The 20,816-nt window shown below is 67.8% G+C and carries 16 protein-coding genes; 12 read left to right on the top strand and 4 right to left on the bottom strand.

Annotated features, from left to right (window positions below):
- Positions 1–176 precede the first annotated feature (176 nt).
- The 3 genes from MKK51_RS25340 to MKK51_RS25330 form a co-directional block, all read right to left on the bottom strand.
- Positions 177–2,264, bottom strand: a complete 2,088-nt coding sequence (locus MKK51_RS25340; protein WP_243982207.1) for a TonB-dependent receptor family protein — start codon at positions 2,262–2,264, stop codon at positions 177–179.
- 141 nt (positions 2,265–2,405) lie between these two features.
- Positions 2,406–3,407, bottom strand: a complete 1,002-nt coding sequence (locus MKK51_RS25335; RefSeq protein WP_243982206.1) for a DUF1775 domain-containing protein — start codon at positions 3,405–3,407, stop codon at positions 2,406–2,408.
- A 42-nt stretch (positions 3,408–3,449) separates the two neighbouring features.
- On the bottom strand, positions 3,450–3,824 hold the full coding sequence (locus tag MKK51_RS25330) for a hypothetical protein (protein WP_243982205.1): 375 nt from the start codon (positions 3,822–3,824) through the stop codon (positions 3,450–3,452).
- Positions 3,825–4,086: 262 nt separating this feature from the next.
- On the opposite strand from MKK51_RS25330, the gene MKK51_RS25325 reads away from it, so the two are divergent.
- The 12 genes from MKK51_RS25325 (at position 4,087) to MKK51_RS25270 (ending at position 19,722) form a co-directional block, all read left to right on the top strand.
- The gene (locus tag MKK51_RS25325; RefSeq protein WP_243982204.1) at positions 4,087–5,385 is read left to right on the top strand and encodes a murein L,D-transpeptidase; all 1,299 of its coding nucleotides are present in this window, start codon (positions 4,087–4,089) and stop codon (positions 5,383–5,385) included.
- Positions 5,386–6,216: 831 nt separating this feature from the next.
- Entirely contained in the window at positions 6,217–7,521 is a 1,305-nt protein-coding gene (gene glyA / locus MKK51_RS25320; RefSeq protein ID WP_243982203.1) for a serine hydroxymethyltransferase, read from the top strand.
- A gap of 110 nt (positions 7,522–7,631) precedes the next feature.
- Positions 7,632–8,204 (top strand): transcriptional regulator NrdR, encoded by a 573-nt coding sequence (gene nrdR / locus MKK51_RS25315; protein ID WP_243982296.1) that lies wholly within the window; start codon positions 7,632–7,634, stop codon positions 8,202–8,204.
- 38 nt (positions 8,205–8,242) lie between these two features.
- The gene (gene ribD, locus MKK51_RS25310) at positions 8,243–9,331 is read left to right on the top strand and encodes a bifunctional diaminohydroxyphosphoribosylaminopyrimidine deaminase/5-amino-6-(5-phosphoribosylamino)uracil reductase RibD (RefSeq protein WP_243982202.1); all 1,089 of its coding nucleotides are present in this window, start codon (positions 8,243–8,245) and stop codon (positions 9,329–9,331) included.
- The gene (locus MKK51_RS25305; protein WP_243982201.1) at positions 9,332–9,967 is read left to right on the top strand and encodes a riboflavin synthase; all 636 of its coding nucleotides are present in this window, start codon (positions 9,332–9,334) and stop codon (positions 9,965–9,967) included.
- 209 nt (positions 9,968–10,176) lie between these two features.
- Complete coding sequence (ribH, locus tag MKK51_RS25300) at positions 10,177–10,686, top strand: 6,7-dimethyl-8-ribityllumazine synthase (RefSeq protein WP_243982199.1); 510 nt, start codon at positions 10,177–10,179, stop codon at positions 10,684–10,686.
- Between the two features lie 6 nt (positions 10,687–10,692).
- The gene (nusB, locus tag MKK51_RS25295) at positions 10,693–11,172 is read left to right on the top strand and encodes a transcription antitermination factor NusB (RefSeq protein ID WP_243982196.1); all 480 of its coding nucleotides are present in this window, start codon (positions 10,693–10,695) and stop codon (positions 11,170–11,172) included.
- On the top strand, positions 11,169–12,176 hold the full coding sequence (gene thiL / locus MKK51_RS25290) for a thiamine-phosphate kinase (RefSeq protein ID WP_243982195.1): 1,008 nt from the start codon (positions 11,169–11,171) through the stop codon (positions 12,174–12,176). Before nusB ends, thiL begins: the two co-directional genes overlap by 4 nt.
- Positions 12,177–12,417: 241 nt before the next feature.
- Positions 12,418–13,428: an AAA family ATPase gene (locus tag MKK51_RS25285; RefSeq protein ID WP_243982193.1), complete on the top strand. Its 1,011-nt coding sequence runs from the start codon at positions 12,418–12,420 to the stop codon at positions 13,426–13,428.
- 4 nt (positions 13,429–13,432) lie between these two features.
- Positions 13,433–14,347, top strand: coding sequence for a DUF58 domain-containing protein (locus MKK51_RS25280; RefSeq protein ID WP_243982191.1), 915 nt, complete (start codon positions 13,433–13,435; stop codon positions 14,345–14,347).
- 10 nt (positions 14,348–14,357) lie between these two features.
- A complete protein-coding gene (locus MKK51_RS25275) occupies positions 14,358–17,183 on the top strand; it encodes a DUF4159 domain-containing protein (protein WP_243982189.1) in 2,826 nt (941 codons plus the stop codon).
- A gap of 454 nt (positions 17,184–17,637) precedes the next feature.
- Entirely contained in the window at positions 17,638–19,722 is a 2,085-nt protein-coding gene (locus tag MKK51_RS25270; protein WP_243982187.1) for a hypothetical protein, read from the top strand.
- Positions 19,723–19,892: 170 nt separating this feature from the next.
- On the opposite strand, the gene MKK51_RS25265 is transcribed toward MKK51_RS25270, so the two are convergent.
- Positions 19,893–20,789, bottom strand: a complete 897-nt coding sequence (locus MKK51_RS25265) for an alpha/beta fold hydrolase (protein WP_243982185.1) — start codon at positions 20,787–20,789, stop codon at positions 19,893–19,895.
- Positions 20,790–20,816: the final 27 nt, after the last annotated feature.

Genomic DNA, 20,816 nt, shown 5'->3' with positions numbered 1-20,816 from the left:
CCGTGGGGGAACTCATCTATCCCAGGTCCTCGGGTACTTTCGCGCTCGGTGACCTGGACGCCCAGGGAAGCCGAAGCATCGATGCGGTCGGTGACAGGAAGGCATGAATTGGTCGCGATCCAGTCGCACACCCGACCCGCTCCGCCGGTCTAGCCGAAGCGACGGAGCGCCCCTCCTCAGAACGACGCCCGTACGCCGCCAAAGAAGCTGCGGCCGACGCCGGGGTAGAACGCGGTTGGATCGCCGCCCATGGTCGCCGCATTGGTCACCACCGCCACATCCGAGACGTAGCGCGTATCGGCCAGATTGCGGGCGTCGAGGAACAGCGATACGCCATTCGAGAAATCGAAGCCCGTCTCTAAGTTGACCAGGGTGTAGCCGGGTACCTGCAGGGTGTTGGCGTGATCCGCGAAGGCGCCTTGCGGCACCCAATCCAGCGAAGGGCTGAGGTGGAAGCCGCTCGGGTGGGTATAGGTGACGACGCTGCGCAGTACGTCGCGCGGGATGCCGGCGATGCGATTGTCGCCAAAGACCGGATCGCGGACGAAGCGGAAATCGTTGTGCGTCCAGATCTGCGACGCCGAGATTCTGTCGCCGACCCCGGTGAGGTCACGGATGATGTCGAGGGAAACGGCCGCCTCGACCCCCTGATGGACCGTGCGCGGCGAATTGAAGGTCGCCGCGGGGATGTTGAGACCCGGATTGATGGAGAAGTTGATGAGCTCGTCGCGGATCTCCGAGCGATAGAGCGTGATGTCCCAGGCGAGCCGGTCGAGGCGGCCTCGCGTGCCCGCTTCGTAGGTCCATGCCCGCTGGGCCTGAAGCGGTACGAACTGCGTCGTCATGCCGATCGTCTGCGTCAAGTCGGTGAAGTCGGGCACGTCGCGCGAGCGGGTAATATCGGCGAAAACCTGGATGTCCGACATCGGCTGCCAGATCAGGCCGAGCTTCGGGTTGATTCCCTGATAAGTCCGGTTGTCGAATTTCACCGCCGGGTTGGGACCGAAGCCGCCCTTGTCGCTATAGGTTCGGTTCGAGGAAAACGCCTTGGCGCCGGCCATGAGAGCGAGATCAGGCAGGAACCAGAAGCGGTTCTCGCCATAGGCTTCGTAGTTCGAGGAACTCTGCAGGGCGTTCAGCGTCTGCGCGCCGCGCTGTCCGGCGAGATTTTGGAATTGCAATGCCGAGTTCTGGCCGGCGAAAGCACGCAAGCCGAGGATCATGTCATTGCGATAGCCAGCGATGTCGACGGAACCGGCCCAATGGGGGGAGATCCCGTAAGTCCATCCGTCTTGGTCGATGACTTGGAAGATCGGGTGATAAAGCGATTTGTGGATCGCCCAGGTGTCGATGTCGAGCTTGCCCACGTCGAGGGCGAACGAGGTGCGGTTGGCCACCCGCTCCGTTTCGACCTTGCGGGATTGATTGCCCGAAATGGCGCTCGGATTGGCCATGGTCGGATCGTTGAGCGCGTTCAGCAAGCTCAGCGTGCCGGGCAGCTTTTGATCGGTGAGGTAGATGCCGACGTAGAACCGCGTCTCGATGCCGGGTGCGAGCTGGTAGCCGACATTGGCGTTGAAGTTCTGGGTCCGCTGGGTCTCGTGATCCCGGAACCCATCGGAATTCGTCAGCGTACCGCTGATGAGGAAATCGGCCGGGCCGGAGATGCGAGAGAACTGAAAGTTCTCGCGGATGGTGCCGAAGCTGCCGCCGTCGACGCGCAGGATGTTTGGCGCGAAGGCCGTCTGCGCCGTGGGCGTCACGAAGTTGATCGCGCCGCCGAGCGTCGTTGCGCCGAATGTCAACGCATTTCCGCCTTTGTAGACCTCGGCCGAACGCAGGGCGAGCGGATCGATCTGGTAGAAGTCACCGCTGCCGTCCGCCGCGTTCACCGGGATGCCGTCCTGCAGGAGTTCGAGCCCACGCAGGTGGAAGCCGCGTGAAATGCCGGAGCCGCGCACCGACAGGCGCATTTCCTGACCGTAGCGCTGCTGCACGAACACGCCGGGGGTATCCTTCAGGACGTCGCGCAAGGTGTTGGCGTAGCGGTTCTGGAAGTCCTTGGCATCGAAGAAGGCCACCGAACCGACGGTGGCGTTCACCGCAGCACGCTGCGCAGCGACGCTCGGAACGGTAAGTGAACCAGCCGTGGATCCTTGGACGCTGAGTTCGGGCAGTTCGGCATTAGCCACGCCCTGAGCGAAGGCGGATGTGGAGGACAAGAGGGTAAGCGCGAACGCCCCCGGAAGACGTAACGACGGCATGGCAGGAAACTCCGGATCGCGCGCCCCGAAACACTCCGCCCAATCGAGGCAGAGGAGCAGCGGGTCCTGAAAGGGACAGGGAAAGGGGGAAAGCGCGCTTGGCGAAACCGCCATGCGCGAAAGCGGTCCGGAATCGGACGCTCAGTGCTGGTGTTGTCCCGCCGACGGTTCGGCCGCTGCGGGCGCGTTCGGTGCCCTGGCACCAATCGGCGCGACGGCGAAGGTGACAGGTACAATGCCCGCGCGCTCGAACACCAAATTCCCCGAGATCGATTCGCCTACCTTCGGCGAAGCCTTCAGCCCCTCGAACATCAGGTGATAGCCACCGGGCTTCAGTTCCACGGTCTCGCCGGGCTTGAGCAGGAGCCCGCCTTCCACCGTGGCCATCTTCATCACCCCACCATCCATGGTCATGGAATGGATCGAGCCCGAAGCCGCAAGAGGGATGGAGGCGGAGATCAGCTTGTCCGCCTGCTGCCCGGTATTGCTGATGCGGACGTAGCCGCCGGCAACGGTGGCGCCGCCCGGCGTTGCGCGCATCCACGGCGTGTCGATGGCGAGGTCACCGGCCTTGATCGTCCCGGTGGGAGCGGATGCCGCCCGCGACGGGCCCCTTGTCTGCGCCGCAACGATCGCGACGGCCGGGGCGGGGGATTTAAGTGCATGCGCATCCTGGCCCGGGCTGGGGATCTCGCTCCAGTGGTAAGTGCCACGCGTGCAATCCTGTTCGACCGGAAAGTACACGGTCACTCCGGGCTCGAAAGCATCGGAGATGCGGGCAAGGAAGGTGAACTCATCGACCTGGTCGTCCGGCAATGGGCCGCCGCTCCAGGTGATGGTCTTCACGCCTTCGGAAATGTCGCCGTGATAGTAAGGGTAGGCTTTGGCGTAGGGACCCTTCTCGGTGGTCAGCGTCCAGCCGGGCTTCGGCATCGGCTTGGCGCCGATGACGCCCTCGGGAATCGTGACGCTCACCCGGTTGGTCGGCTCGCCGTTGCAGCCATGGGTGATCTGGACCACGCCGCGATAGCTCGCATTCGGGCTCGCCTCCCGGTGCTGGAGGGTCGCGTGGGAGAAGGCGGCCGAGGTCGAGACGATGACGACGAGGGCTGCGGCAAGCTCGGCCCGTAATATCGGTTTCATGGTGGCTGTCCGTGTCTGAAGGAATCGAGGTATCGAATCGCTTCAGACGGCGGGCGGGCCTCGCGGGTGGCGGATCGAACCCGGCGGTCCTCGAGCACCCTGTCGGGCCTCGTCGCGCCAGGTCAGGCGGGTGACGGATGCGACCGGCCAGACGACCGTGCTCGACGCGAGACCCGGCTGATCCGCTCCGGCGATCGCAGCCACCGAGGTACAGCAGAGCTTGTGGTGGCCATGCGACGGTTCCTCCGGCCCCTGTGCGGAGGATCCGCCGTCCATCAGGCCCGAGCAGATCGGATCGGCATGACCGGCTGCAGGCAGCGGCATCAGGGTCGCAAGGAAGACCTGCAGCACCAACGCGTAGAGCGCGATCACCGCCGTGATCACGCGCCCGCCACCCGCCGCTGTGTCTTCCGACATCATACCTTCAGCGCTTACCCCAACGGACATAATCCCGCCATACCGTCGACGAGGTGCGGCGCAGGGATGTTGCATGTGTGCTGCAGTACAGGACAAGCCCAGATTTAATCTCGCAGCGCCACATTCTAGCCCGGACCGCATGACTTCTTAACCGTGCCCCGACACGTTCGCGGCACAGGACTTTCGGTGGTCGTTCTCCACGTCACGGCCATGCCCCGACGGCCTCGTGCCGCTTCACAGGTCAGATCAGAGTTTCCGTCCGATGCTGAAACAGGCTTACCCCATCCGCTCACTGGGTCTCGCACTCCTCGCCGGTGTCGCCGCTTTCGCGCAAACCGCGTCGGCGCGGGAGCAGGCCGGTTTCGCACAGGCGGAATGGGCGCAGGATTACGCGGCCCCCTCGGCCATGCAGGTGCAGCGCTCCTCGACGCCGATCCTGTCGCCGCAGACGATCGCGGCCACCGAGCAGATGGTCGAGCGCTACAAGGACATCGTGGCGCGTGGCGGCTGGAGACCGGTCTCCGGCGCCGACCGCCTGCGCATCGGCAGCAAGGGACCGGCCGTGGCGGCCCTGCGCCAGCGTCTCGCGGTGACCGGCGATCTCGACTCCGCCTCCGGCGGATCGAGTGTCTACGATTCCTACGTGGCCGCCGGCGTGAAGCGCTTCCAGGCCCGCCATGGCCTGAGCCAGACCGGCTCCATGAGCCCGGCCACCCAGCAGGCCATGAACGTGTCGGCCGACATCCGCCTGAAGCAGCTCGAGGTGAACGCGGTGCGCCTGCGCTCGTATTCGGGCAATCTCGGCAACCGCTTCGTCATCACCAACATTCCCGCCGCCCTGGTCCAGACGGTGGAGAACGGTCAGGTCGTCACCCTGCACGCCGCCGGCGTCGGCAAGATCGATCGCCAGTCGCCGATCATGAACACCAAGGCGACGCAGATCAATTTCAACCCCTTCTGGACGGTCCCGGCTTCCATCGTGAAGAAGGACCTCATCCCCAAGATGCAGAAGGACCCGAACTACCTCACCGAGAACAAGATCCGAATCTTCACCGGTGAGACCGAGATCTCTCCGGCCTCGGTGAATTGGAATTCGGACGAGGGCACGCGCTACCGCTACCGTCAGGATTCGGGCGCCGACTTCAACTCGATGGGCATCGTGCGCATCAACATCCCGAATCCGCACGGCGTGTTCATGCACGACACGAACTCCAAGGGCGTCTACGGCGACGACTTCCGCTTCATCTCCTCGGGCTGCGTCCGCGTGCAGAACGTGCGCGAGTACATCACCTGGTTGCTCAAGGACACGCCCGGCTGGGGCCGCGACCAGGTCGAGCAGGCCATCGAGAGCGGCAAGCGTGTCGACGCGACCCTCAGCACCCCCGTGCCGGTCTACTGGACCTATATCACCGCCTGGGCGACCCCGGACGGCTCGGTGCAGTTCCGCGACGACATCTACAAGCGCGACGGCGTGAACGTGCCCTCGACCTTGTCGGCCCCGACCCCCGTGGCCAGCGCCGAACAGGTGCCGAGCTTCGAGCCGGGCGACGAGGAGAACTGAGTTCCCGACGCCTCATGCCCGCAGAAGAAGGGGCGGGATCCGGCATCGGGTCCCGCCCATTTCATTTCGGATGAGGCAAGCGATTTTTTTGAACGCCTTGATGCGTTCGAGACGTCCTTCGGCTCTTACGATGGGCAATGCAGTTCGAGCGGTCGACATGTCGCGCGGATCCAGTCCCAACGAGATCTCTTCAGCTACCGAGACACCCTGACCGTGCCGTGCTGGCAGACGGCATTCGATGATGTTCATCGCCGGAAGCTGCTTCGCGCGCTTTGGGCGGGAGGAGGTCTGCCACGGGCCGGAACCCGCCGACGCGGACCGCTTTCTTGGCTGAACGATAGGCGCCAAGTCCTCCTCGCGACGGTCCGGCGCTGTCGCTTCGGCTCCGGCCCCCTGGTCCGCGACGGAAAGCTGCACATCGTGACGTGACCCCGCATCCTGTCAGGACGTTTTGTCCGCCGTTGCGCTTCGAGATGCACGAGAAGACTATAAAGGCCGAAGCGTACGAGCATTGTCCCCGCGTCCCAAAAATCATCCATCCTTGCGACGGGTGTCTCCTCCGGCGTAGGGAAAAAGCGCCCATAGAGGCGGACACGCCATGCCGTCGACAGCCTCCGAGATCTTGCCGCGAGAGACCTGAAAAGGCTTTCGTCGCCATGGCATTCGCCATGTTGAATACGGGATGCACCGAAATTTTTTTGGCGCGGGCTACAAATTAGCTGTGCTTGGCCTCGTCCCGCCGCCCGTGTAGTAAATTGCACATCGAGCGTTCGCCCGCTTCACGCTGGCGGATAACGGACGCCTTCGCCCGTTCAACAATCGAGGCCTTCCATGAGCGCCGGTACCGTTGCCGACAAGCACTTCTCGAATTCGTTCTTCAACGCCTCCCTGGCCGACGCCGATCCGGAAGTGGCCAAGGCCGTCAGCCAGGAGCTCGGACGGCAGCAGCACGAGATCGAGCTGATCGCTTCCGAGAACATCGTCTCAAGGGCCGTGCTGGAAGCGCAGGGGTCCGTCCTCACGAACAAGTACGCTGAAGGCTACCCCGGCCGTCGCTACTACGGTGGTTGTCAGTTCGTCGACATCGCCGAGAACCTCGCCATCGAGCGCGCAAAGCGCCTGTTCGATTGCGGCTTCGCCAATGTGCAGCCGAACTCGGGCAGCCAGGCGAACCAGGGCGTGTTCATGGCCCTGATGCAGCCGGGCGATACCTTCCTCGGCCTCGATCTCGCTGCCGGCGGCCATCTCACCCACGGCGCCCCCCCGAACGTTTCGGGCAAGTGGTTCAAGCCGGTCTCTTATACCGTGCGCCGCGACGACCAGCGCATCGACATGGAGCAGGTCGAGGCGTTGGCTCACGAACACAAGCCCAAGGTGATCATCGCCGGCGGCTCGGGCTATCCGCGTCACTGGGACTTCGCGAAGTTCCGCGAGATCGCCGACGCGGTCGGCGCTTATTTCTTCGTCGACATGGCCCATTTTGCCGGCCTCGTTGCGGCCGGCGTTCACCCGTCGCCGTTCCCGCACGCGCATGTTGCGACCACCACGACCCACAAGACCCTGCGCGGCCCGCGCGGCGGCATGATCCTGACGAACGACGAGGCACTCGCCAAGAAGTTCAATTCGGCGATCTTCCCCGGCCTCCAGGGCGGCCCGCTCATGCACGTCATCGCCGGCAAGGCCGTGGCCTTCGGCGAGGCGCTCAAGCCCGAGTTCAAGATCTACGCCAAGCAGGTCATCGAGAACGCGAAGGCGCTCGCCGACACCCTGATCACCGGCGGTTACGACATCACTTCGGGCGGGACCGACAACCACCTGATGCTCGTCGACCTGCAGAAGAAGGGTCTCACCGGCAAGGCTGCGGAGGCGGCACTGAGCCGCGCTGACATCACCTGCAACAAGAACGGCGTCCCCTTCGATCCGCAGAAGCCCACCATCACCTCGGGCATCCGCCTCGGCACACCGGCCGGGACCTCTCGCGGCTTCGGTGTCGCGGAATTCAAGCAGATCGGCGGCTTCATCGTCGAAGTGCTCGACGGTCTGGCGGCGAAGGGCGATGCCGGCGATCCGGCCATCGAGGCGGCGGTCAAGGACAAGGTCCACGCCCTGACCCACCGTTTCCCGATCTACGGCTGAAGCGTCCGACGGCGGGTGCACCCGCCGTCACCGACATGATAGAGACGGCCGCGGATCCCCATATCCGCGGCCGTTCTCGTTTTCTCACCAATCAAGCAGGTATCCGCCCGATGCGGTGTCCCTATTGCGGCGGTCCCGACACCCAGGTGAAGGATTCGCGCCCCAGCGACGATTCTGCCGCGATCCGGCGCCGTCGGGTCTGCCCGGATTGCGGTGGCCGTTTCACCACCTTCGAGCGGGTTCAGTTGCGCGAGCTCACGGTGCTCAAGCGCTCGGGAAAGCGCGTGCCGTTCGATCGCGACAAGCTCCAGCGTTCGATCGGCGTCGCCTTGCGCAAACGGCCGGTCGACCCTGAGAGGATCGAGCGTCTGGTCAGCGGCATCACCCGGCAGTTGGAAAGCGGCGGCGAGGCCGAAATCGGCAGCGAGGCGATCGGCGAACTGGTGATGGAGGGCCTCAAGGGCCTCGACGACGTCGCGTATGTTCGCTTCGCATCGGTCTACAAGAATTTTCGCGAGGCCAGCGACTTCAAGGCGCTGCTCGGTACCCTTGGCGAGCCCGCCGGCATCGCACCGCCGCAGGACGATGAGACGGGCGATGAGATCTCCCTCGGCGAAATTTTGCCCAGTGCCGGACCACCGGTCAAACCTCCGTTGAAGCGGGCAACGCGGGTCCGGCCATGAATGGACGTGAGACGACAAACACCCAAGACCGTCGCTTCATGCGCCTCGCATTGGCGATCGGCAGGCGCAATCTCGGACGGACTTGGCCAAATCCCTCCGTTGGCGCGGTGGTGGTCGCGGGCGAAACGGGCAGGGAGCGCATCATCGGGCAGGGCGTGACGGCTCCCGGGGGGCGCCCGCACGCCGAGCCTCTCGCTCTCGCCATGGCCGGCGAGGGCGCGCGCGGGGCGACGCTCTACGTCACGCTCGAGCCGTGCTCACATCACGGAGCCACCCCCCCTTGCGTCGACGCCATCATCGCGTCGGGGATCACCCGCGTCGTCACGGCGATCCAGGACCCGGATTCCAGAGTGGCGGGCAGGGGCCATGCGCGGCTTGTCGAGGCCGGTATCGCCGTGACGCAGGACGTGCTCCGGGACGAGGCCGCACGAGACCATCGCGGTCACATCACTCGCGTCACGATGGGGCGCCCTAGCCTGCATCTCAAGCTCGCCCGCACCCTGGACGGATTCGCGGCCGGCGCCCCGGATGAGCGGCTTCGCATCACCGGTCCCATTGCGGATGGCGCTGTCCATCTCTGGCGCGCCCATGCCGACGCGATTCTCGTCGGGATCGGCACGGCACGGGCGGACGACCCGTCGCTGACGGTGAGACTGCCCGGCCTGTCACAACGATCGCCGCTGCGCATCGTGCTCGATTCGACCCTGCGGCTCTCGCCCACCTCCCACCTCGTTCGTAGCGCCCGCGACATCCCGACTCTGGTGGTGACGACACGATCGGCACCGATCCATGCCAAGCGGATGCTGGCCTCTTTCGGCGTCGAGACGGTTCAGGTCTCGGCCTGCTCACATGGCCGGATCGACCTGTCCGCCGCCCTCTCGCGTCTTGCCGAGCATGGACTGACACGGATCTGCTGCGAAGGCGGTCCCCACCTTGCCGATTCCCTGGCGGCTGCCGATCTGGTGGACGTCTGCACGCTCGTCACCGGTCCGCGTGCCATCGGCGGTGGAGGCCTCCCGGCGGTCGGCGAGGCGTTAACGACCCGCCTGCACGGGCCAGGCTTCGGCATCACCGAAGCCCGCGCTTTCGGAGCGGATCAGTCTGTTACGTACGAACGGAGCCTCTAAATGTTCACTGGCCTCGTCAGCGATGTGGGATCGGTCCTGAGCGTCGAGGGTGATGAACGTCTGCGCCGCATCCGCATTCGGTCCTCCTACGATCCCGCGACCATCGCGCTCGGCGCGTCCATTGCCTGTTCCGGTCCCTGCCTCACCGTTGTGGCGATCGAGCGCGTGACCGGGGGATGCATCTTTTCCATCGATGCCGCGGCCGAAACTCTCGCACGGACCACCGTCGGCGACTGGGGCGATGGCGCGCGGCTGAACCTCGAACGGTCGCTCAAGATCGGCGATGAACTCGGCGGCCATCTCGTCACCGGGCATGTGGACGGCGTCGCCGAGATCGTCGCCCGCGAGAGCGTGACGGGTGGGACCGGCGATCCGCAATGGGCGCTGAGCGACCGATTTCTTTTACGTGCGCCGTCATCCGTGTCGCGTTTCATCGCGGAGAAGGGGTCGGTCTGCCTCGACGGCACGTCGCTCACGGTCAATTCCGTCGATGGCGACCTCTTCTCGGTCCTTCTGATCCCGCACACCCTGGCGGTGACGACCTGGGGCGAGCGCCAAATCGGTGACCGGCTCAATATCGAGGTCGACCTGATCGCCCGGTACGCAGCCCGACTGTTCGAGAATCGCGCCTCCTGACGCGCTATCTTGTGATACGGCACCCTTCGGTCTATCGCTCGCCCACCGAACGACAGGTCTCCGACCCGCTTCCCTAACGCGATCGGTCGCAAGATTTCGAACCGGGCCAACCCGGTCGTACCGGGTGGCGACGCCAACGATCCGCGATCAAGGTTCCCTCGTCACGTCCGTGCCGATGTCGCCCTCCGCCTCTGCAGACAAGGCCCACGATGGTTTCGCCCTCACCCGCCGCCCGCTCGGCCGTCCCTACGAACGTGAAGGGCGCACGCGTCCTCGTGGTGGAAGCGCGCTATTACGACGACATCTCCGATGAACTTCTCGCCGGCACGCAGGGTGCCCTCGAAGCGGCGGAGGCCGAGGGCGTCGTCGTGACGGTGCCGGGCGCGCTAGAAATACCCGCTGCCATAGCGATCCTGGTGGAGGAGGCGGCTCGCGCCGGGCAGCCCTACGACGCCGCTGTCGCCCTCGGCTGCGTCATTCGCGGTGAGACCGGCCATTACGACATCGTGGCCACCGAGAGTGCGCGGGCCCTCATGGACCTGTCCGTGACCGGGCGTCTGCCCCTCGGCAACGGCATCCTGACGGTGGAGACCATGGAGCAGGCCCTTGCTCGCGCCCGCGTCTCCGACCTGAACAAGGGAGCGGGCGCCGCAGAGGCGGCCCTGGCCGTTCTATCGCTGAAACGCGCCGCGGCCGCCGCTCCAGTGGGAGAGGATTGAGAACCCATGGCCAAGACGATCGAGCGCAGTGGCGCACGCCTCACCGTGGTGCAGGCGCTCTACGAGATGGAAATTTCCGACAAGGGCGTCATCGAAGCACTCGCCGAGTTCGAGGCCTACTGGATCGGCCGTGACATCGACGGCGTTGAACAGCCACCCGCCGAGATCGCCTTCTTCCGCGATCTGCTGCGCGGCGTGGTCGAGGAACAGCGCGCGATCGATCCGCAGCTGGACAAGGCCCTGTCCAGCGGCTGGCCGCTGAAGCGCATCGAGGCGGTCTTGCGCGCAATCCTGCGTGCCGGGGCCTATGAACTCATGTTCCGTAAGGACGTGCCGGCGCGTGCCGCGATCTCTGAATATGTGGACGTCGCCCATGGCTTCTATGCTGGCGATGAGCCGGGCATGGTCAACGCTGTCCTCGACAAGGTCGCCCGCGAGGTTCGTGGATCGGAGTTCGCCGGACTCCCCGGCTCCGGGCGCGCTTGAAGACCGATCCCCCTTCCGCCCGACCTTCGGAGGACGGGCTGATCGCGCGCTACTTCGCGCCGCTGGCGGGGTACGGCGCCGACGGGTTGCGGGACGACGCCGCCACCCTGACGCCGAGCCCCGGCTGCGATCTCGTCCTCACCGCCGACGCGATCGTCGAGGGTGTCCACTATCTGCCCGATGATCCCCCTGGCTCCGTTGCCCGCAAGGCGCTCGGAGTGAACCTGTCCGACATCGCGGCGAAGGGGGCGACACCACGCGGGTTTCTCCTGACCCTCGCCTTGCCCGACGATTGGACGGAGGCCTGGCTCGCCGGATTCACCAAGGGCCTCAGTGAGGCGGCGACGGCGTTCGGCTGTCCCCTCCTCGGAGGCGATACCGTCCGTTCTGCTGGACCCGCCCTCATCGGTGTGACGGCCTTCGGCGAGGTGCCGCACGGCGGCATGGTCCGGCGGATGACGGCCGAGATCGGTGATATCCTCTGCGTCAGCGGTACGATCGGCGACGCGGCCCTCGGCTTGCCGCTCCTCAACGAGCCCATGCTGGGATGGGGCGAGCACCTGGGATCGGCGCCGCGCGGCGTTCTCATCGACCGCTACCGCCATCCAAGGCCGCGCGTTTCCCTCGCGCCGATCCTCCGCCGCCATGCACGGGCTGCGATGGACGTGTCCGATGGCTTGGTCGGCGACCTGACGAAGATGCTCGCTGGCGGTGGGCGCAGCGCCGAAATCATCCTCTCCGACGTGCCGCTCTCCGATGCCGCACGAGCCGCGCTCACGTTCGATCCGGCTCTGATCCGCACCGTCGTTACTGGCGGTGACGATTATGAGATCCTCTGCGCCGTGGCGCCGAGCCATGTCGATGCCTTCATCGCCGAGAGCCTTGCCGTCGGCATCCCGCTCGCACGGATAGGGACCGTCGTGGCCGGCGATCGGGCGCCGGTCTTCCGTCGGCCGGACGGCAGCGAATACCCCTTCACGACACGGTCGTTCAGCCACTTCTGACCGCCCGAGGGTTGGTGACGGAAGCGATCCGGCATCCGGCGCGACAGGCCCCCCGGCGTTCCGGGAGGGATGAGGAACGGGCTCCCGCGACCGCAAACCGGCAAAACACCTGCGTCGTCGCGTCGACCTTGCCAGCGTCTGGAAAAGAACGCCACACTCTGTCCCAACGTGGTCGTCAGGCTACAGAAAGATGCCGCCTCGAACCGGTCTAGCGGGCGGGCGGCAAACCGGGATCGAACGCATGACTTCAGGCTCCATACCGGCCCCGGCCACGTCCCTCGACGACGGCATCGTCGCCACCGCGGAGGCGTGTCTCGGTCAGGTGGGACAGGCCCGCGACGCGATCCACAAGGTCATCTTTGGCCAGGAGAGGGTGGTCGATCTGGCCCTCATCACTATCCTGGCCGGTGGCCACGGCCTCCTCGTCGGCCTGCCGGGCCTCGCCAAGACCAAGCTGGTGGAGACGCTCGGGACCGTGCTCGGGCTCGATGCCCGCCGCGTGCAGTTCACCCCCGACCTGATGCCCTCCGACATCCTCGGCACCGAGATCCTCGACGAGGACCAGGATCGCCGCCGCTCGTTCCGCTTCGTGCGCGGCCCGGTCTTCACGCAGCTGCTGATGGCCGATGAGATCAACCGGGCCAGCCCGCGCACCCAATCCGCCCTGCTGCAGGCGATGCAGGAGAATTTCGTCTCAGTGGCGGGCGAGCGTCACGACCTGCCGCGCCCGTTCCACGTCCTGGCGACGCAGAACCCCATCGAGCAGGAGGGCACCTACCCGCTCCCCGAGGCGCAGCTCGACCGGTTCCTTCTCGAGATCGACGTCGGCTATCCCGACCGCGCCGCCGAGCGCCGGATCCTCATCGAGACCACGGGCGTCGGCGACCATAGCCCGCAGGCGGTGATGTCCACGGAGGCGCTTCTCACGGCGCAGCGCCTCGTGCGCCGTCTGCCCGTGGGCGATGCGGTGGTAGATGCGATCCTCGATCTCGTTCGCTCGGCCCGTCCGGAAGGGGGCGATCCCGCCCTGAAGGGCAAGCTGCTGTGGGGGCCTGGTCCCCGCGCCAGTCAGGCCTTGACCCTGGCCGTGCGCGCCCGCGCCCTGATCGAAGGCCGTGTCGCGCCCTCGGTGGCCGACGTGAAGGCGCTGGCGGAGCCCGTGCTCAAGCACCGCATGGCCTTGAGCTTTGCCGCGCGTGCCGATGGCGAGACCGTGCCGGGGCTCATCGCCCAGTTGGCCGCGAAGCTCTAGCCGGATGATCGCGACCCGGATTCTCGACGCGGCCCAGCGCGCTCCTGGGCGACACGAGACCGAAGGCGCGCTGTCCCTTGCCGAGCGGATGCCGCGTCTGATCCTCGAATCGCGTCGCGTCTCCTCGACGCTCGCGCACGGCCTGCACGGCCGACGCCGGGCGGGGCAGGGGGAGAGCTTCTGGCAGTTCCGGCCCTTCGTGGCGGGCGAAGCGGCGGCGCGGGTGGATTGGCGCCGCTCGGCCCGCGACGACCGGCTCTACGTGCGTGAACGCGAATGGGAGGCGACCCACAACATCTGGTTCTGGATCGACCGTTCCGCCTCCATGGGGTTTTCGTCGAGCCTCGGGCAGGGGCCGAAGGTCGAACGCGCCCTGGTGCTCGGCCTCGCCGTGGCCGATGCCCTGGTCGAGGGAGGCGAGCGGGCGGGGCTCCTCGGCCTCACCCGCGCCACCGCCTCCCGCCGGATCGTCGAGACCATGGCGCACGCCCTCGTGGCCGACAAAGCCGGACTCGAGCAGGACATGCCGCCCCGGGCTACGCCGGGCCGCTTCGACGAGGCGATCCTCGTCAGCGATTTTCTCTCGCCGCTGGAACAGCTTAGGGAGGCGGTGGGCTCGCTAGCGGGCTCCGGCACGAGGGGTCATCTCGTCATGGTGGTCGATCCCGTGGAGGAGAGCTTTCCCTTCGCCGGTCAGGCCGTGCTGCACGATCCGGAGACCAAGGTGAGCCTCGATATCGGCGACGCGGCGGCGTGGGGGGCGGCCTATCGCACGCGCATCGCCGTGCATCGGGACGGGCTTTCCGAGATCGCCCGCGCCCAGGGCTGGACCCTGACGACCCACCGCACCGACCGGCCGGCGAGCGAGGCGGCCCTGCGGCTCCTCACGCTGGTCGCCGCCGCGCGCGGGACGGGGTGAGGAGCAACACATGTTCGGATTGCCCCTGACCTTCGCCGCGCCGCTGGCGCTCGCCGCGCTCATCGCCTTGCCGGCCTTGTGGTATTTGCTGCGGGTGACGCCGCCGCGGCCGCAGCGGATCGAGTTCCCGCCCCTGCGGATCATGGCCGACCTCGTGGCCAAGCGCGAGACGCCGGCGCGGACCCCGCCCTGGCTGCTGATCCTCCGGATGATCGCGGCGGCCTGCCTGATCCTTGCCGTTTCGGGGCCGGTCTGGAACCCGTCGGGCACCGGCGCGACCTCCGGGAGGACACCGCTCCTCGTCCTGATCGACAACGGCTTTTCCGCCGCGCATGACTGGCGCGAACGGATGAGGGCCGCCACCGACGAGGTCGAAGCCGCCTCGCGGGACGGTCGCCCGGTGGCGGTGGTCGCGCTCGCCGACGTCCCCGCCGCCGTGGAGGCGAAGACGCCCGCCGCCGCCCTGGACCGTCTCCGGGCCGTCACGCCACGGTCCCATCTACCGCAACGCGACGGTCATTTGACCGCCATCGGAGCCTTCTTCGAGCGCCATCCGACGGCCGCTCTGGTTTGGATCACCGATGGCGTGGCGGGAGCCGGCGCCGATTCGTTCGGCATGGGGCTGTCCGAAGTACTGAACAAGACCGGCACCCGCCCGACCATCCTGCGCGCCGATCGGCCCCCGGCTCTGGCGCTGGCTGCGGCCGAGAGCGGCGGCAAGCTCACCGCCCATGTCCTGCGCGCCTCGGCCAATGGCCGCGATACCGGCCTCGTCCGCGCCCTCGACCAGAAGGGCCTGCCGCTCGCCGAGCACGATTTCCGCTTCGCCGACGGGGCCGTCGAAACCGAGGTCACGTTCGAGCTTCCGGTGGAGCTCCGCAACGGCATCAGCCGGCTGGAGATCGCCGCGGAGCGTTCGGCCGGCGCGGTGACGCTGATGGACGAGCGCGGCAAGCGCCGCCGGGTCGGGCTGGTCTTCGGCGGCACCAACGACCAGGCCCAGCCGCTCCTCGCACCGACCTACTATCTTTCCCGCGCGCTGACCCCCTTCGCCGACGTGCAGGAGGCACGGGGGGCCAAGGGGGTGGCCGAATCCGTGGGTCAGCTCCTCGACAATCAGGTCTCGGTGCTGGTGCTCGCCGATGTGGGCGCCCTCGACGAGCCGACCATGCGCCGGGTGGCGAGTTTCGTGGACGAGGGCGGGCTGCTGCTGCGCTTCGCCGGGCCACGCCTGGCCGCGGGCAACGATACCCTGGTCCCCGTGCGCCTGCGCCGGGGCGGACGGACCCTGGGCGGCACCCTGTCCTGGGACAGCCCCAAGACCTTGGCCGCCTTCGCGCCGGAGAGCCCGTTTGCGGGGCTGGTCCCGCCGGCGGATATCGGCGTGCGCCGCCAGATCCTCGCGGAGCCGGACGGCGACCTGCCGGGCCGGACCTGGGCCTCGCTGCAGGACGGGACGCCCATCGTCACCGCCGAAAAGCGCGGCAAGGGGCAGGTGGTCCTGTTCCACGTCACCGCCGACACGACCTGGTCGAACCTGCCGCTGTCGGGCCTGTTCATCGACATGCTGCGCCGGGTCGTCGCCCTGTCGGGCAGCGCGTCTCCGACCGGAGGGGAGGGGTCGACCCGGCCCGCCGCCGCCGTCCTCGCGCCGCGCCTCACCCTCGACGGGTTCGGGGCGCTGGGCAGCCCGCCCGCCGGCGCCACGGCGGTGCCGGACGATTATGGCGAGCGCGCCAGCCTCGAACACCCGGCCGGGTTCTATGGCCCCGCCGACGGCGGCGTCGCGGTGAACGCACTGAGGCCCGACGACCGCCTCAAACCCCTCGACCTGTCGGCCTTCGCAGACGCCCGCACCGGTTCGCTCACCGGTGGCGACACCCTCGACTTGCGCGCCACGCTGTTTACCGTGGCGCTGATGCTCCTGATCCTCGACACCCTCGCCGGCCTCTGGCTCGGCGGCCTCTTCAACCGGTCGCGCGGGGGGCTGTTCGGACGTTTCGCCGGACGGGCAGCGGCGGCGCTTCTGGTTGCCGGGATCGGCGTCGCCGGGCTTTCGGATGCCGCCCGCGCTGAGGAGACCGCGCGGCCGAACGCGTTCGACTCGGCCCTCGCCACGCGCCTCGCCTATGTCGTCACCGGCGACGAGGCGACGGATACGGCGAGCCGCGCCGGGCTCAACGGCCTGACCCAGATGCTCGCCAGCCGGACGGCCCTGGAGCCGGGTGACCCGATCGGCATCGATCCGGGCAAGGACGAGCTCGCCTTCTACCCGATCATCTACTGGCCCATCGTCGCCGGCCGCCCGCAGCCGAGCGAGGCCGCGATCCGCCGGATCGACGCCTTCATGCGCAACGGCGGGACGGTGCTGTTCGATACCCGCGACGCGCTTACCGCCCGGCCGGGCGGCCCGCCCACCCCGGAGGGAGCCTATCTGCGCAAGATGCTCTCCACCCTGGAAGTGCCCGAGCTGGAACCCGTTCCGGCCGACCACGTGCTCACCAAGGCCTTCTACCTCGTGGACAATTTTCCCGGCCGCTACGCCACCGGCCAGACCTGGGTCGAAACCCTGCCGCCGGCCGGCGACGTGGCCGAGCGCCGCCCCGCCCGGGCCGGCGACGGCGTCTCCCCCATCGTCATCACCGGCAACGACCTCGCCGCCGCCTGGGCGGTGGGCAAGCGCGGCGAAGCGCTCTACCCCATCGTCGGCGGCGACCAGCGCCAGCGCGAGATGTCCTTTCGCGGCGGCATCAACCTCGTGATCTACACGCTCACGGGCAACTATAAGGCGGATCAGGTCCACGTCCCGGCCCTGCTGGAGCGGTTGGGACAGTGATGGCTTTCGAGACGGCGTATCGGCGTGGACTGATCCCTCCCCCTTCTGCGGGGGAGGGGGTCCCCATTGGCAGCAGGAAGCGCGGGTCCCCTCTCCTGGAAGGAGAGGGACAGGGTGAGGTGTGTGACCTTTTCGGAGATGGACCACACCTCACCCCAACCCTCTCCTTCCAGGAGAGGGAGCCTGTCGCGCCTCGCATTGCCGCCTCGGTGAACCTGCTCGGCAGGCTTGTCTCTTCTCCCCCCGCGGGCTGCGGTTCTCAGACAGGTCGCAGGAAGCGCGGGTCTTCTCTCCTAGAAGGAGAGGGACAGGGTGAGGTGCGTGACTTGTCCGGAGATGGACCACACCTCACCCCAACCCTCTCCTTCCAGGAGAGGGAGCCTGTCGCGCGTTGTATCGACGCGTGGTGGATGAAGAGAACGGTCGTCGAGATGGGATATGAGGCCGCTAGCCCATGCTGAGCCTCAGCTTCACGCCGCTCATCCCGTGGCCTGTCATCGCGGGCTTGGGCGTTCTGGTGGCGATCTTCGTCGCTCTTGCCTTCGTGGCGCGGGGGCGCACGGCGATCCTGCGGGCGCTGGCCCTCGGGCTCGTGCTCGCGGCCATCGCCAACCCGGCCCTGGTGCGCGAGGACCGCGAGCCGGTGAAGGACATCGCGGCCATCGTCGTGGACCGGTCGGGGTCGCAAAGCCTCGGCGACCGCCCGGCCATGACCGACACGGTGCGGACCGAGTTGCAGCGGCGCTTCGGAGCCCTCTCCACCATCGAGCCGCGCTTCATCGACGTGCCCGACGCCAAGGACGGCGATGACGGCACCAAGCTGTTCACCGCCCTGTCCCAGGGCCTCGCCGACGTCCCGCCGGATCGGCTGGCCGGCGTGGTGATGCTCACGGACGGCGTCGTCCACGACATCCCGGCCACCGTCGCGGCGCTGGGCATCAAGGCGCCGCTCCATGTCCTCGTCACCGGACATCCCGACGAGCGCGACCGGCAGATAAAGCTGATCGAGGCCCCGCGCTTCGGCATCGTCGGGCGCGATCTCACCATCCGCGCCGAGGTGATGGAGCGGGGCGGCACCGGCAGCGCCACCGTCACCGTGCGCCGCGACGGCGAGGAGATCGGCCGCCGCACCTTCCCCACCGGCCAGCCGTTCTCCCTCACCACCAAGATCGAGCATGGCGGCCCCAACGTCGTGGAGATCGAAGTCGAGCCGCTGCCCGGCGAGCTGACCACGATCAACAACCGCGCCGTGCTGCCCATCGAGGGCATCCGCGAGAAGCTGCGCGTGCTCCTCGTCTCGGGCGAGCCGCACCAGGGCGAGCGCACCTGGCGCAACCTGCTGAAATCCGACGCCAACGTCGACCTCGTTCATTTCACCATCCTGCGGCCTCCGGAGAAGCAGGACGGGACGCCGATCTCCGAACTCTCGCTCATCGCCTTCCCAACGCGCGAGCTGTTCGTCCAGAAGATCAAGGATTTCGACCTCATCATTTTCGACCGCTACGCCAACCAGAGCGTGCTGCCCTCGGCCTATTTCGACAACATCGTCCGCTACGTCCGCGACGGCGGCGCGCTCCTCATCGCGGCGGGGCCGGAATTCGCCTCCTCGGCGAGTCTGGCCCGCACCCGGCTCTCCCAGATCCTGCCCGGCGAACCCAATGGCCGTGTGGTGGAACAGCCCTACAAGGCGACGCTGACGGGCACCGGCACCCGCCACCCCGTCACCCGCGCCCTGCCGGGATCGGAGGCGTCGCCCCCCGCCTGGGGCGACTGGCTCCGCATCGTCTCGGCCCAGACCAAGGCGGGGGTACAGCCGATCCTGCAGGGGCCGAACGCCCTGCCGCTCCTGGCCCTGTCGCGGGAGGACAAGGGCCGTGTCGCCCTGCTCCTGTCCGACCATGCCTGGCTCTGGGCGCGGGGCTACCAGGAGGGCGGGCCCTATCTCGATCTCCTGCGCCGCCTCGGCCATTGGCTGATGAAGGAGCCGGCCCTCGAAGAGGAGGCCCTGCGGGCGCAGACCACGGGGCACGGACGCGAGGTCCGCGTCGAGCGCCAGACCATGGCCGAGACCACCGACCCCGTCACCGTGAAGGGGCCGACCGGACCGGAGCGGACGCTGACCCTCACGGCCGGGGAGCCCGGCCTGTTCAGCACGACGTTCGAGGCCACGGAGCTCGGGCTGCACACCCTGCGCTCCGGCTCGCTCATCGCCTTCGTCAGCGTCGGGCCGCCGAACCCGCGCGAACTCACCGACGTGTTCAGCGACACCGAGCGTCTGAAGGCCATGGCCGAGGGAACCGGGGGGTCGATCCGGCGGATCGCCGATGCCGGCGGCGGCACGGTGGTGCCGCGCCTGCAATCGGTGCGCAGCGGCCGGCTCGCCGGCGCCGACTGGATCGGTTTCCGCCCCAGCGACAGCGCCGTCATCCGCGGCGTCGAGGTCTATCCCCTGGCGCTGGGTCTCTGGGCCCTCGTGGCGCTCGCCGGCGCGGTGCTGGCGATGTGGCTGGTGGAAGGGCGTCGCGGGCGGGCGGCGTAAAGGTTTTCAACCCTCCCCCGCAGAGGGGGGAGGGTGCCTACGGAGCAGGCGGGAGAGGGGGCGACCTCTCCGGAACCGGCGCTCCCCTCTCCCTACCCGCATTCGCGGGCCACCCTCCCCCGCAGAGGGGGGAGGGACGGGCGTCTCGACGGGAATGTCGATCTTCAGGGTCATCCCATCGACCGTCCGAAGAACCGTGCGATCTCCGCCGCCGCCGCGACCGGCGCCTCGCGGTGGGGGAAATGGCCGACGCCCTCGAACGGGGCGAGGTCGAGATCCGGGAAGGTCTCGCCGAGACGATCGGTCCAGGCATAGGGGAAGAGCGGGTCGCGCGTGCCCCAGCGGATGCAGGTCGGCACGGGGATCGGCGGCAGCGGGGGCGCTTCGCCGCGGATCATGGCGAGGCGCCCGTCCTGCGCGCTGACGTACCAGTTGAAGCCGCCCTGAAGGTTGCCGGGGGCCATGAAATTATCGACGAACGCCTCCAGCACGTCGTCGAAGGCCGCCGGGTTTCCGCCGGCCCAGTGGCGCAGGAAATGGCCGATATAGAGCCGGCAGGACTCGCGCGACGCGCCCACCGTGGCGGCGGCGAACGGCTTGACGTGGAACGACTGGTACCAGATCTCGGCGAGCATTTCCGGGGCCGCGAGGCGCGGGCCGATGCCGGGATAGGGGCAATCGAAGAAGAACAGGCCGGTCAGGCGCTCCGGTCCGCGACGCCCGAGCGCCTGCCCGACATAGGCGCCCACATCGTGGCCGACGAACCCGGCGCGCGCGATCCCCAGGGCATCGAGCAGCCCGACCACGTCCGCCGCGTGGACCTCCGCCCCGGCCTTGTCCGACGGCCCCGCCTCCGGCTTCCCGCTCTCGCCGAAGCCCCTGAGATCGGGAACGATCAGCTCGAACCGATCGGCGAGGCGCTGCATCACCGGCTCCCAGGTGAGCCAGAATTCCGGCCAGCCATGGAGCAGGACGAGGGGCGGTCCATGGCCGGCGGACGCCACATGGAGGCTGACGCCGTTCACGCCGATCGTCCGGTGTGTGATGGAGTGGTTCGGTTCCGTCATTCGTCGCTCCCGCAGCACCGCCCGGCG

The sequence above is a fragment of the Methylobacterium sp. E-045 genome, from assembly GCF_022829685.1.
Taxonomy (GTDB): Bacteria; Pseudomonadota; Alphaproteobacteria; order Rhizobiales; family Beijerinckiaceae; genus Methylobacterium.
The sequence above is the reverse complement of the archived record's forward strand: the minus strand, read 5'-3'. Positions and strand labels throughout refer to the sequence as shown.